Origin of the sequence: Lysinibacillus sp. FSL M8-0216, from assembly GCF_038595555.1 — a bacterium.
Taxonomy (GTDB): Bacteria; Bacillota; Bacilli; order Bacillales_A; family Planococcaceae; genus Lysinibacillus; species Lysinibacillus fusiformis.
Window position 1 is genome coordinate 2,838,706 of the sequence record NZ_CP152007.1, and the last position, 14,852, is coordinate 2,853,557.

Below are 14,852 nucleotides of genomic sequence, written 5' to 3' on the forward strand. Positions count from 1 at the left end.
ATTACCCCAATCTAACAAATTATTTACAACTATTAATTTTTAGATATTTAGAATATAAATTCGGATTTGCGATTGATAACTTTAAAATTTCTAATGTTTCATTTTTATGGAATCCTTTATGCGTTAAAATAGAGAAAAATTGTTGAGATAAACTTGCCACTCTATGAGAATCTACTGTAATTTGTTTGCTCTCTTTCATCTCTTTCAATTCCTGTTTAATGAGCTGATAAGGAGAATGGATTTCTCTTTCAAAGTCTTGCTTATCGATTTTCGCTTTAAAAGGTGTCCCAATGATAACTCTTAAACAGGCTTGTAAAAAGTGGATAGTCTCTTCTACTTTTAACATATTCTCATTAAGATTATTTAAAATAGAATGGATGCCATTTTTCTCGTTAACCGGTATCGCTCGATAATCAGGATATTCCATCTTCATAATATCCGTTAGAATTGTTTTAGGACCCATCTCAATAAATGTGTCAACATCTTTATTAATGAGAACGTTCATAACTTTTGGCCATCTAACACTTTCGGTAAGTTGTTTACTTAATTGATCTGCTATTTCGTCAGCCCTACTGTATAGTTGACCTGTAGCGCAGGAAAATATAGGATATTGACAATCATTCATCTTTGTTTGCTGTAGAGCTGCTTTAAATCTTATTTCTGCAGGCTTCATGAGTCTACTATGAGCTGGAACACTAACAGGTAGTATCTTTGTAACGGCTCCCTTTTTCTGTAACTCAATGGATGCCTGCTCCAATGCGCTTTTATGACCACTTAGCACAATTTGATTTGTCGAATTAAAGTTTGCAACAGTTACATGATTATTGTCAGTATCTAATCTTTGACATACTTCCTCCACTTCTTCTCCACTAAGTCCAAAGCAAACAACCATACCGCCTTCTTGAGTACATTCACTCATAGCAGTTGCACGAAGCTTTACTAATTCAACGGACTTTGCAAAAGGGATTCCGTCGGCAGCAACTACTGCCGACAGTTCACCTAGACTATGTCCAGTTAAATAGAGTTGTTTTACATCATTATTCTTTTTAAATATCTCCCAGCAGGCAATACTATAAACTAGAATTGCAGGCTGAACTATTACCGTATTACGAAGCTCTCCATTTTTGTTTTCACAAGCTTTCAATAAATCGTAGCCCAAAATATCGCTAGCCTCATTATACAAATCGCGAGCTATTTGGTAATTCTCGCATAATTCTTGTCCCATAGAATCATATTGTGAACCTTGACCCGGAAATACAATTGCAGTGTTCAAACGATATCCCTCCAAATGTTAATAGTCATTTCCCTTTCAACTCAATGCTTATTCAATAATAGAGACAGTGCCTCTTCTGATGAAATATCATCACTTTCAAATGCATCTAGAATATCGCTTAATTCATCTTTAGCGTTATAAAAATGATCACAGTATACAATTTGGTCTTGGAATGTAGGATTGCTATATAAATCAGAGATTTCAAATTTTAAACCAATGAATTTATTTTTAAATAAATGAACAAATCTTAGAGCACTTAAAGAACTTCCTCCTAAACTAAAGAAATTATCAATTTCTTTAATAGTTGAAATGCCTAAAACTGTTTTCCAAATTTCACGTATACTTGCTTCAATTTCAGATAGTGTAAACTCACTTTTCACTACTTCTTCTTCCATTGAAATACTTTCGTTTTGATTATTTTTTGAATGATTAAAGTGCTCTACTTCGCTCCAGAAACTCTCACCAAATGGGATTTTAATGACTGGTTTAAGATAATGGACTTGCTCTAAATCAAAACGTGAAATTAGACTCCATTCATAGCCCTTATTGAAGAATAAGTTCAATGAATTTTGGAAATCTACAAAATCAATCGGAGGTATGGCCGTATCACTTCCAAAATCTTTTTTATTATCTAGTATTAACGTAAAGTTCATCGTTTTACCTTTTATTCCTTTTTGATTCAAATACCCAGCCATTGAGTCTAAATATTGATTCACAGCGCAGCATTCACTTGCAGATTTCGTTCCCATTAAAGAAGAGATTGAAGAAAATAGTATAAAGAAATCTAATGGTTCTGGATTTAATTCCTTTTCTACTAAATAGGTGCCGATTACTCTGTTATGAATGCCTTTTTTGAATTGACTAAGCTTTAACTCTTTTATCCATAGATGGTAAAGTTGTTTGACCAACATAAACGCACCATTGATTTCACCGAAATCTTGTCTAATTTTCGCAAACGTTTCTTTAACAGCGTGTTCCTCAGTCACATCACACTCCATGATTGTAACTGTAGAACCTCGACTTTCAATTTCCATAATTGACGTCAGCTTATAAATCAACATGTCATCTTCTTCTTGATTATTCTCAATAATTTTTTCCCATTCCATTCGGTCTGGTAATAAATTTCTAGCCAATAAAATGATATTGACGTTTTGCTTTTCACTTAAAAACTTTCCTAATTGAACACCTAAATATCCTGTACCACCGGCAATAACATAATTTCCATTCTCTCTTACTATAATTTCATTGCCATTAAAGTCATCGCTTTGTCTTTCAATAACTTTTGTATATCTTTTTGATTGTCTAAATGCCACTAATTCTGGTCTATGATCTTTATCTTGTTGTAACTCTCTTAATAATTGGGAAGCAATGTCTTGAGAGCTTCCGTCCAAATCATGATCGATAGAGTAGGATGAAATAGTCGGTTGTTCCTGCGAGATAACTTTCGCTAAGCCAAAGGTTGTTACCCTAGCAGGAATTATTTTTTCATTGTTCTTAACTTGCTCAGTTAATGATGATATGACATTTAATTGAATTGGATGTGTCACCTCAAACTCTAATAACATTTTTGTTATATTGAATAGTGAGAAAATACCTTCTTCTTGGGATTTTTCCATATTTTCTTTTGATTCCATTGTTTCATCTAAATGCTTAAATGTGTAAGAGTGGATAATCCCTTTTAAATTTCTTAATTCTTCCAGACCTATATTTTCAAACAGCTTATACATATCTTTTTCAGAATTGATGTCAATACCATATTGTTCAGGTGTATATTGCACAAATTTATCTGCTTCAAGTACTTCAATTATTTTTATACCTAAAGCAGTCATTCTATTCTTTAGTGCAACTATATTTTCATCATCTTTATTCATAAAGTATAGCCAAGTCGTTCCTTCTTTTAATGCTTCATGTGTAGTCTCATTATCATGAGGATAATGTAACCATTTTTTCTCAAAGAACAGGTCTTTCGTCTGATTTCGGAATGTCTCTTTACTAGATGGCCATATTCTTTTTGTATTAAAAATACTGACTGGTAACGGTAGTAACTTCCCATCTTTAAATAATTCGCGACACTCCTCCATAATATTGTTACCTTCTAGATATCGCTTAATAAGTGCTTTATCTGCTGGAGATGTAGCGGTAAATTCATCTAAATTTTTAATACTATCAACTTTCGTTTCATGTTCATCAGCTAAAAATATACCTTGTGTATAAAAATTCCTCGGTACCTTTTCAAATGTTCTTACATTTAATAATCTTTCGACTTTTCGAAGTAGTTCATGACAATTGCTTGCAAAAATACATACTCTAGACTGCTCATGGCTTCTTCTATTATTGAATGTATAGGCTAAATCTTGAATACTGTAATTTTCATTATTTTTAAGATGAATAGCTAAGGTTTTTATTTGATCCCAAAGCGCTCTACGAGTTTTACTTGAAATAAACAATGGTGTCAATTTTTCAGTTAATTGCTCCTGTTTATTGTGTCGATACTCCTCCAGTATGACATGAACATTCGTACCACTTATGCCAATAGAATTCACACCTGCGCTTAAAATTTTATGTTCATCAAACGTTTTATTTTCTGAGCTAACTTTGAACGGCGTTTCTTTGAAGTTTATTTTAGGATTTTCTGCTGCAAAATGATTAAGACCAGGAACTGTTCTTTTTTCTATGGATAGTACAGCTTTTATTAATCCTGCAATACCTGCTGCATCACCCATATGGCCAAAATTCGACTTAATTGAGCCTAATTGACATTCCGTTGTCTTAGTTGATTTTTGTAGATAGGCCTTTTTAAGCCCCTCTACTTCGAGTAAATCACCTACTTGAGTCCCTGCGCCATGTGCCTCAACAAAATCAATATCATTAAATGATAACTTTGCATCGTCCAGAGCATCCATTATTGCTTTAGATTGTGCGTCAGGATTAGGGACTTGCATTCCATTTGATGCACCATCACTACTTATACTCGAACCCTTTAACACAGCATGAATGTGATTGTTGTCCTTTATAGCATCAGATAATCTCTTTACAACAATAGCAGCAACACCTTCACCTCCGATAATCCCATCTGCACTTTCATCGAATGGTGAACATCTATATTTTGTGCTCCTTACAACATAATCAGGTGCTTCCTCTTCCCAATACGGAAATAAATTCAAATTCACTCCCGCAACTACTGCTAAGTTACAATCCCCCTGCTTAAGCGCATTTTTAGCAACATGAACAGCAGCTAAAGAAGACGAACAACTCGTATTAATGGTCATAACTGGACCTTTAAGATCAAATGCATATGATAAATGATAGCCCAGATTAGCAGGTATGTTTGAAATAAAAGCTCGTTCATCTTTTTCTTCAAATAAATTTAAATAATCAAATGCAGGATGAGGTGTGTGTGCTATAAATACGCCAGTATTTGAATCCTTTAGATGATTTTCCTTGTAACCTGCCATGTATAAGGACTCTAATGCCACCTGTAAAAACAGACGCTCTGCTGGCCCCATAAATTGAGCTTCATGTTCATTCAATCCGAATTGTTCAGGATCAAACTGTTCAATGCTAGATAGCCATGAGCCATAAGATCTTGGATCATTTGTTATATTATTTTTCAAATGGCTATACAATTCATGTAATTTAGGATTAGAATTAACAATCAATTCAAAACGCTCTTTTGAAAATTCAGTCACAAAATCCTTTTTATTTATAAGACCTGTCCATAAATCATCCAGATTGGAGACATTGGGAAATCTTAAAGACATACCAACAACTGCGAGTGGTTCACTTGTTTCTTTTTCTATTTCATCTAGTAAATTTAATGCTAAATTTGTATCTAATTTATTTTCTTCTACTAAACTTAATATTTTTTTAGACATTGTGCTGTACATCATTTTCTTCTCTCCTATCCAATTCTTTAATGTATTTTAGTTGAGCGAAAATTGCCACAGTTACTATAATTAAGCCTCCAGCTAGTAAGAGTAGCGTCCCATACACTCCTCGTTCTCCACTACCTAAATAAGGGATAATATTTACGTTTGAGGCAACTAATTTATCAGCAAGTATTCCTCCTAGAATATAAGCGAGGGGTAATGAAATCCAAGCGAATGTTCTAGCAATTGAAAAAACTCTTCCTAATAATTTGGGTTCTGTATGGAGTTGAATTAAAGTGAGTGTACCTGTATTAACCACTGGCAGTAATAACCCTAAACCACCCCAAAAAACTGCAATTAGCAGCATATTATTGAATAACCCTGTTAGCGTTATAAATACACCGATACCAAAATTGGAAATCAGTACTAACCATATTATGTGCTTCTTCAGCTTGATGAATGACATTAGTACCCCGCCTAATACCATTCCTCCGCCATATATAGAGCTTAGTAAGCCAAATTGTTCAACAGTTCCAAAGCTCAATATATATGGCTGTCCAACTACTTGATTGAACCCTAGTGCAAAATTTAAAACCGTGAATAATAGCACTAAAGTTAGAAGAGATTTATGCTCGATTAAATAATTGAAACCATATTTTAGATCACCTAAAATGGAGTTATTTTCATGGCTATCTTCATTGTCATTGTTCACTTTTACAGTTAATTTTGTCCAAAGTATTAAGAGAATAGGAATAGCAATACAATAAGTAACTAGCTCTGCACCAATGATATAGACAATACTTCCAAACCCCATTATTACACCACCAATTACAGGACCCAGAACATCACTAGTCGATGATGCCATAGAAAATACACCATTTGCTCTTGATAACATTTCTTTAGGCACTAGATTAGGTGCTAATGTTTGTAATGCTGGCGTTTGCATTGAGCTAACTATCGAAAGCGATATAGCACCTGCAATTACATGAACCATACTTATATTCCCTAATAAAAGGGAGGAGAAAATTATTGAAGAAATAATTAGTCCAATAATATCTCCTAATAATATTAATAATCGTGGACCTTTCCTATCTATCCATATTCCTATAAAAGGCGATAACACAATCGCTGGAAGAAATCCTGCAACTAAAACGACCGCAAAACTAGATACTTGACCTGTACTTTGGTAAGCCCAGACACCAAGCCCAAACCTTGCAACAGAAGAACCTAATAAAGATATAAAGTGAGTAGCTACAACCATTAAAAAGATTGTAAATCCTCTGTTTGTTTGTTTGCTAAAAGAAGTTATCATGTATTTTGGGGCTCCTTTGCATTTCCACTACATTCAACCAAAGCTTCTTCAAATTTTGATAAGAGAAGTTGAGCTTTTTCATTACTAATAACTTGTGTATCTACCTCTAAGCTTAGATTAAGTTTTCCATCCAAAATAAAGATGTTTATTTCCAAAATATTAGAAAGCTCATTATCAGGATGAATAGCAGGAGCCTGAGGAAGATTTGAGGAGTATTGTAGCACCCCGTCCCCTCCATTTTTACTATTTGTAGAAGTACTAATATCGTTATCAAAATCCCCTAAATAATTGACCAATATGGATGGTTGAATATGCGTAATGTTGTTATTTTCTTTGATCCATCTTGCTATCATAAAGTCCAATCCACTGCCTATTTCGCTCAATGATTGTCCAACTGTGTAAAGCATTTCTTCTAGCGTATTAATTGTCACCTGTAGTGGATACATCGTAGTAAACCAACCTATTGTTCTACTAAGATCTAACGCTGATTGGCGACTATTTCGTCCATGCCCTTCAAAGTTAAATAACACATCTTGTTGACCGAATAGTTGACTAAACGCTTGAGCAAATGTTACTGCAATCAAAACATCAGGTTTATAAATTTCTGAATGTTCTCTAGCATTTAAAAATTGCTTTGTACTTTCCTCACTCAGAGTTTTGGTTACATGATATCGATCCTTAAATAGATAATCTTTTCTGACAGGCTGAATGCATAATGGATGTACATTTTCCACATCTATATTTTCCCAATAAGAATGATTCGTGTGTAATTCTTTTTTATATAATTCTCCTATCCAATCAGAAAACTGCGTCATAAGGAAGCTGATTTTATCTTCGCCATTTACTATAGCTAAATAATTATTTTCTAATTCCTCTAATAAAACCCTCCATGAAACTCCATCAACAACTAGATGATGAATAAAGAATGTCAAAATAGGCTTCTTAGCTGTTAGGAACACTACTGCTCCTATTGGTAATACCTTTCCAAAATTAAAGTTATTTTGTAATTGGAATTGAATGTTCTCAATTTCCTCTTTTAGCCTACCCGGAGGTGTTAATTTTAGATCCTTCACAATGAGCTTAAATGTGTTTACTAAGCTTGGTTCAACAAAAGCCTTTGGTTTGCTCTCGTTCACATCGAACCATGTCATCAAGCTCTCATTAACCGAAATAATTGATTGGAAAGACTTTTCTAAAGCAGCTATATCCACTTTCTTAGGCAGTTCTACTGACATTAATAAGTTCCAATAGTGGGCATGTTTAAATGTTTGTTGGAAGAACCATCTTTGCATTGGAGCAAGTGGAATCTCCTTAGAACTTAATTCCTGCCATTCTTTTTGAATGTCCATTTCTTTAGTAGTGTTCATAGCTATTTTTCGAATACTTCTACAATTAAAGATATGGTCAATTTTCAAATTAATATTTTTTTCCTTTGCCTTTGAGATAAACTTTAATGCCTTGATGGAGTCCCCTCCAATTTTAAAGAAATCAGAATCAATGTTAAATTGACGGTCACTTAAAATCCCTTTTAGTATGGACAGCAATTCTCTTTCAATCTCTGTCAAACTACTAATATCATCTATCTGAACTATTCTATCGTCGTATAATTCAGGACTTGGCAGTGAAAGTCTATCTACTTTTCCACTATTAGACATTGGAATTTGTTCTATTTTTTGATAATACGTTGGAATTAATGATTCTGGTAAATATCGTAAAAGATGTTTTTCAAAATCCCTTTGATTAATCTCTTGTTGACTGACTAAGTAAGCACAAAGCTGTTCACCATCTTCATTTTTATATAGTTTAACTACGGCATCTTTAATACTTGGAATTTCTCGCAAATATCTTTCGATTTCTTCGAGTTCCACTCTGTGGCCTCGAATTTTAACCATATTATCTTTCCGTCCATAACAAACAATTTTACCGTTCGGCAATACTTGTCCTAAATCCCCTGTCTTATATAAATATCCTGATTGTAAATGATTAATATGGTTAGCTATAAACTTATTTCTAGTTAAATTAGGCTCTCCCAAATAGCCTAGGGCAACACTCTCACCACTTAATACGATTTCTCCAACCCCGTATGAAGGGACTAGCTGATTCTGATTATTCAAAATGTAAACAGACGTGTTATAAATCGGTAATCCGATTGGCGCATGAATATAATCTGAGTGTAAATCTTCCTCTGTTACTTCATGATAAATCGTTCCAACAGTAGCCTCAGTTGGCCCATATTCATTAATGATACGAGCATGAGGGAATTGATCTCTCAACGTTTTACATAAAGTTATATCTAAAGCTTCTCCCCCTAGAATGAAGCATTCTACATTTGGTGCAAATCTCTCATCCTCAATTAAATATTGGATCTGTTTAGGTGTACCCTTTATCGTTATGGTTTCTTTTATCTTGGCTACACTTTCAAAAGCCTGATCGATTTCCCCTTCACAGCAAATGATTTTTCCGCCCGTTATCAATGGAATAAACATTGAAGTAATTGTTAAATCGACAGATATGGAAGTGAAAAATGGCATATCTAACGATTTTCCAGTAGGTGAATAGTATGCAGTAGCCCAGTTTAAATAATTATTAAGATTTTTACCTGAAACAACTACACCTTTTGGCTTTCCAGTACTTCCAGATGTAAAGAGAATATATGCAGGGGAAGTTTTAGCAAAAGAATTTAACTCAATTTCCACATGCTTATCTAGATGAATACCTTCACTTAGCATATTTTTAGAGCTGCTTCGTTTATATTTTTCGCCCTTATCTTTAACAATGATCACAGCATCAAATCTAAATTGATTGAGCTCATTGCTTACAGTGTATGTCTTCTCCGAACATTCAATTTGTATATCTGCTCCTACATCACTGAGAAGCTCTTTTAAAATTTCTTCATTAATAAATAAATCTGTATCCCAATCTAATTTAGTATTCTTATCCATATTTTCTTCTTTAAATGCTTGTAAAGAAGAGACAAATTCATCTTTTGTATCAATATTTAATAAATCCCCCAAGAAAATTATTCCGCCCTCTTTTAAAGAGTCAATAGCTTTTTGAAGGACTACCTTTAAATAGCCATAGCTTGGGAAACAATGAATAACACTATTAATGACAACTGCATCTAATGCTGTTTCAAACTTCTTAAAGGCATGAGCCTTCGAAATGTCAAATTTAATATTGCTAAAGTTAGATTTCTGAGCAATCTGTTTATTTCTCTCGATAATAGAGGAAGATAAATCCATAGCTGTATACGTTTTTGTATATGGAGCAAGTGCAAATGTTGTCAAACCTGAGCCACAGCCAAGCTCTAATACATTTGAATCTTGAGGTAAATACTTTCTTATTTTGTTTACTGCGTTTTCCGCATACTCCTGCATTTCTAAGGCACTGAAAGCTTCACCTGTATAACTACTATTCCAACCACTAGCCTCTATTTCTGTTTTCTGTCCTTCTGCAAAATAGTTCCACAATGATTCGTTCATTAAATCACTTGAATCAACAACAGCACACTGATCTAAATCTGTTTCTCCTAACACCATAACCGTTTGAATATTCTTATTTTCAAATAACAGCCTATTACACAAGGAATAGAATTTCTTTTCCGAAATAATAAAGTTAGCTTGACTTTGTTTGATAATAGATTCAATTCTAGCTCTTGGGTTTTTAGGTGATACAGGTATAAATGTGACATTACTCATTAAACAAGATAAAATACCTAAAATAGCCGTTCTATTATTGTCAGAAATAATGACAGCATTTTTAACTTCACTGTTGCTGTTCAACAATTTTTCTGCTATTGATTTACTTCTATCTACTAACTCTTGATATGTTAATGAACCTGCGCTATCTTTCAATGCTGTTTTTTGTGGGTTCTTTTCTGCCATCATTAATATAGTAGTTAAAAAGTTTTTGCCATCCTCGACAAATTGACCATTTATAGCACTTTTACTTTTTTCTACATCAATATTAGTTAATTCATGCTCATGTAAAATCATATCTAGTATTTTTAAATACGTTTCAATTAATGAATCAATAAATCTAGATGAATAGACACCGTCGTAATACTCAAGATTACAGAATAGCTCTCCATTTGGTAATTCAACAAATTCGAATTCAAGATCCCATTTACTAGTTTTGTGTTCAGAAAGAATAGGTGTTAATTCTGCTTCATCAAAAGCTGACGTCGTATTTTTAAATTTAAAATTTTGAAGTGCCACGTTTATATTAAATAAAGGTGAACGACTAGTATCCCGAGGTAAATCTAACTTCTCCACTAATAAATCGAAAGGATATTCTTGGTGTTTAAAGCTATCCAATAACATGGTCTTAACATTTCTTAATAAAGTAAGGAAATTATCATGTTCTTCGTAATTAACCCTTAATGGGATAGTATTCGTAAATAAACCAATGATTTTTTCCAGTTCTTCATTTACTCTTCCAGATACAGGTGTACCGATCACCATATCTGTATCACCAGTCATCTGATTAATTAGTTTAAATACACTCGACACTAAAACCATGTATAATGTACTTTCATTTGTATTTGCAAAAGCTCTTAATTTATCTGCTAAGCTAGCACTAATATCAAATCTTGTAAGCCTTCCAGTATATCGGAAAGTGCTTGGTCTTAATTTATCGCCCGTTATTTCTGTAATAGGTAGACTTCCTCTTAATGTATCAAGCCAGTAATCTTCATGTTGTTTAAACCTACCACCTTCTATATTTTCACGTTGCCATGCAGCAAAATCTACATACGTATTTTCTATTTCCGGCAAGGTTTCATTATTACTACTATTGTACAAAGTGAAAAGTTCATCCGATAATAGTGATAATGACCAGCCATCTACAATAATATGGTGCATCATTAAAGCAAACAGACTTTTATTTTTTTCTGTTTTATACACAAATACTCTTAAAAGTGGTCCCGCTTCTAAATCATACGGAGTTTCTTTCCAACGATTTAGTTGATCCATTGCTTTTGCTTCTGCGTTATCTTCTATACTGAAATCTTTGTATTCAAATAAATAGTTTGGTTTTTGCAGTATTTTCTGTTTATTTCCATCCTCATGCTTTACAAATACTGTTCTTAAAGATTCATGTCTTTGTGAAAGTACATCAAATGTTTGGCGTAACCTCTCAATGTCAACTAACCCGTTAACTTTAAAAATAAATGGAGTATTGTAAACCATTTTTTGGTCTGTTAATTGTTCTATAATGCTCAATCTGTTTTGACCATATGATAATGGAAATTCATGGTTTTCTACACTAATTTGAGGTATGACCTCTGTCGATTCTGAATGTTCATTGTTTACTTGTTTACTTAGTTGTTCAAATGTAAGAAATACATCATCTAAGACAAAGTCCCTATTAAATTGTTTTTTCAAACGGGTAACAAATTGTAGTCCTGAAAGAGAGTTTCCACCTACTGAAATAAAACTATCCGTTTGCTTAATATTCTCAGTTTCTAAGATTATTTCCGCTAAACTAATGATTTCTTCAAGAGCTGTTTTTCCTTTTACCTCTATAGCTTTTACGCTAGCATCACTCTGTAACCAATAAGATTTTTCATCAAAGTAGTATGTAGGTAAAGAAATTTTATGATTATTCTCATCCTGAAATTGTTTATGCCAACTACATTTTTCACCTGTAATAAAATTTTCTGCTAATTTTTTGATAGTGTTATCGTCATCGGTTGTCATATCAATAATTTTTTCCCAATTAGTCATATCAAGATTGACTAAATTTTTACAGGCACCTATTAGATCGTCCATTGTCTCAGCTATAATAGCTAATCTTATTTCATGATGCTCCCTACCTGTACACATCGTATATGCTAAATTACTTAGATTAATCGTATCCCCAGATAAATTAGAGAAATGTTCAATCGTACCTCGCAAAGATAATTCAGATTTTGCTGAAAAAGGAATGACATATGCTTTTCTTTTATGATCTTTGTTATGAATTTCAGCCTTCGTTGGAGCTCCCTCTAATAGTAAATGAACATTTGTACCATTAAAGCCAAAGCAACTTACACCAGCTATAATAGGTTCATTTTCTTTTTTATTCTCTTTAATGTTAAATGGTACTGTCGGAATAAAAACTGGCGAATTTACAAAATCAATATGTGTATTTGGTTCAACTAAATTTATTGTAGGTGGAACTACTCCTTTTTTTATTACATGTAGCGCTTTGATTACACCCGATAAACCTGCAGCTCCATCAAGTAAATGGCCAATATTTCCCTTCACAGAACCAATTGGTAAGAATTGTTTATCGTTATTACTTCGTTCAACTGCTTCTTGAATGCCTTTTATTTCAATAGGATCACCTAAATGAGTACCTGTGCCATGCGCTTCAATGTAGTCAATTTGCTCAGGCTTAATGCCCGCTAAATCCCATGTTTCAGCTAATAAATCCGCATGTGCTTTAGGATTTGGCGCCGTAATACCCGCTGAAGTCCCATCATTATTTACCTTAGAGGCAATTATAACAGCGTGGATATTATCATTATCTTCTATTGCTTGATCTAAAGGTTTTAATAACAGGGCTACTGCCCCTTCTCCTCTTCCTATCCCACTAGCTGAGTCGTCAAAAGGTTTACACTTTTGTTGCTCAGACATAATACCCGCAGCATTCATAAACAGTTTTTCACTATTTATTGGATAAGGGAAAATATTAACACCGCCGACTAATGCCGTTTCACAATCATTATTCATTAAACCCACACAGGCCTCATGAATTGCCAACATGGAGGAGGCACAGGTAGCATTCACAACATAAGACGGTCCTTTTAAATTAAAAATATAAGAAATTCTTGAAGCCGTAAAAGCAGGAATATTTCCTGGAACACTTAATGGTGTGAATTCAGCCAATCCTTCAGAGTAATTGGTCATAGCTGCTGAAATGTAAACACCGGTATTTGAATTTTTTATTCGACTCCCTGCGTATCCAGCATCTTCAAAACATTGGTAGGCGATTTGAAGAAATCTACGCTGTTGTGGATCCATTACTTTTGCTTCAGCAGCTGAAATATTAAAAAATCCAGCATCAAATTTATCAACTTCATCTAGCCACGCTGCATCCCAAAACGGCTTCTCTTTTGAAATTTTAAGTTTTTCCATATTATTAACAAGGAACCCCTCACACAACGATCTCCTACTATCACTTAATTCTGTTATTTTGTCCTGTTCATTGCTTAAAACATTCCAAAATTCATCAAAATTTTTAGCACCGGGTAATTCTGCTGAAATGCCGATTATGGCAATTTTTTTATCCACTTTCGGTTTAGACTCACTTTTAATTTCATTCACCGATTCAATGATTTGCTTCGCTGCGTCTTTTGTTAGTTCCTTATTTTTAAGAAGATTTAAAACTTGAGGTATTAATTTACTCATAATATTTATCCTCCTCTAATATTAGATTATTCAAAAAAATTTTTTCTAAGGCCGAAAACTCTTTTATCTTTAGTTGTTGCTCTGATGGAAATACATTTACTTTACTACATACGGAAATTTTATAACCATTAATCAAGTTATATTGCTTGAAATAATAAGGATACGGACTAATATCTTGTACAATTGAAATTTCATTATGACTAGTCTCAATGCTGAAAGAATCTAAAGGAATGCTTAAACCTAGTCCAATATTTTTCACAAAAGCTTCCTTCAAAGTCCATAAGTCATAAAAACGTTCTTTTTTCATTTCAGTTGGTGTTTGATTGTACGAAGCGTATTCTATACTCGAAAAATAATTTTTAATTATTTCGTCTTCGTAATTATCTTTCATTTCTTCAATATCAATTCCTACATCACAATTGCCAATGACACCTATAACCCATTCACCTGAATGAGAAATGTTAAATTCATAATCCCCATTGATACAATATGGCTTCCCATATGTATTCGTTTGGATATTTATGTCGGAAGGATGACATTTCAAATACTTCATCAATAAATATTTCATCAACAATTCGGATAGTAAGGACCTATATGCATCTATTTTATTTAAGTAAGCTTCTATTCTTCTTGCTTTTCTTGTACATACAAAATTCATTAGTTCAGAATAATTTGAAATATGTACAGGTACTTTAATTAAACAAATTTCTATCACATATCACGCCCCCAAAATTTTATTCATAACCTCAGAGTGATAATTCCTTAAAATTACAATAAAGGATATTAACTTGTAAAAATAAAGCTATTTTCCATTTATAATATTAAACACCATGGAATAAATAGTCAATAAATTACCCACCAAAATTTATAAAAAATACCAATTCAGTTATATTTAACACTCATTATTCTTAGTCTACGAGTATTTCCATAGCGTCTTGTTAACACTTTAAAAAATCACAAAAAAAAAGGATTCTACCCATATAGAATTCCTTTTAAAACAAAAT

General features: G+C 33.1%; 5 protein-coding genes. All 5 read right to left on the bottom strand.

Annotation, left to right across the window (positions count from 1 at the left end; all coding sequences use genetic code 11):
* Positions 1 to 19: 19 nt before the first annotated feature.
* The 5 genes from fabD to MKX57_RS14000 are packed head-to-tail and all read right to left on the bottom strand — an operon-like array spanning position 20 to position 14,563.
* Positions 20 to 1,273: an ACP S-malonyltransferase gene (gene fabD, locus MKX57_RS13980; protein ID WP_342550364.1), complete on the bottom strand. Its 1,254-nt coding sequence runs from the start codon at positions 1,271 to 1,273 to the stop codon at positions 20 to 22.
* Positions 1,274 to 1,314: 41 nt separating this feature from the next.
* Positions 1,315 to 5,163, bottom strand: a complete 3,849-nt coding sequence (locus MKX57_RS13985) for a beta-ketoacyl synthase N-terminal-like domain-containing protein (protein ID WP_239355157.1) — start codon at positions 5,161 to 5,163, stop codon at positions 1,315 to 1,317.
* The gene (locus MKX57_RS13990) at positions 5,141 to 6,454 is read right to left on the bottom strand and encodes an MFS transporter (protein ID WP_008178539.1); all 1,314 of its coding nucleotides are present in this window, start codon (positions 6,452 to 6,454) and stop codon (positions 5,141 to 5,143) included. The genes MKX57_RS13985 and MKX57_RS13990 overlap by 23 nt, the downstream gene beginning before the upstream one ends.
* On the bottom strand, positions 6,451 to 13,848 hold the full coding sequence (locus MKX57_RS13995; protein ID WP_342550365.1) for a condensation domain-containing protein: 7,398 nt from the start codon (positions 13,846 to 13,848) through the stop codon (positions 6,451 to 6,453). Before MKX57_RS13995 ends, MKX57_RS13990 begins: the two co-directional genes overlap by 4 nt.
* Positions 13,841 to 14,563 (bottom strand): 4'-phosphopantetheinyl transferase superfamily protein, encoded by a 723-nt coding sequence (locus MKX57_RS14000; RefSeq protein ID WP_043990493.1) that lies wholly within the window; start codon positions 14,561 to 14,563, stop codon positions 13,841 to 13,843. The genes MKX57_RS13995 and MKX57_RS14000 overlap by 8 nt, the downstream gene beginning before the upstream one ends.
* Positions 14,564 to 14,852: the final 289 nt, after the last annotated feature.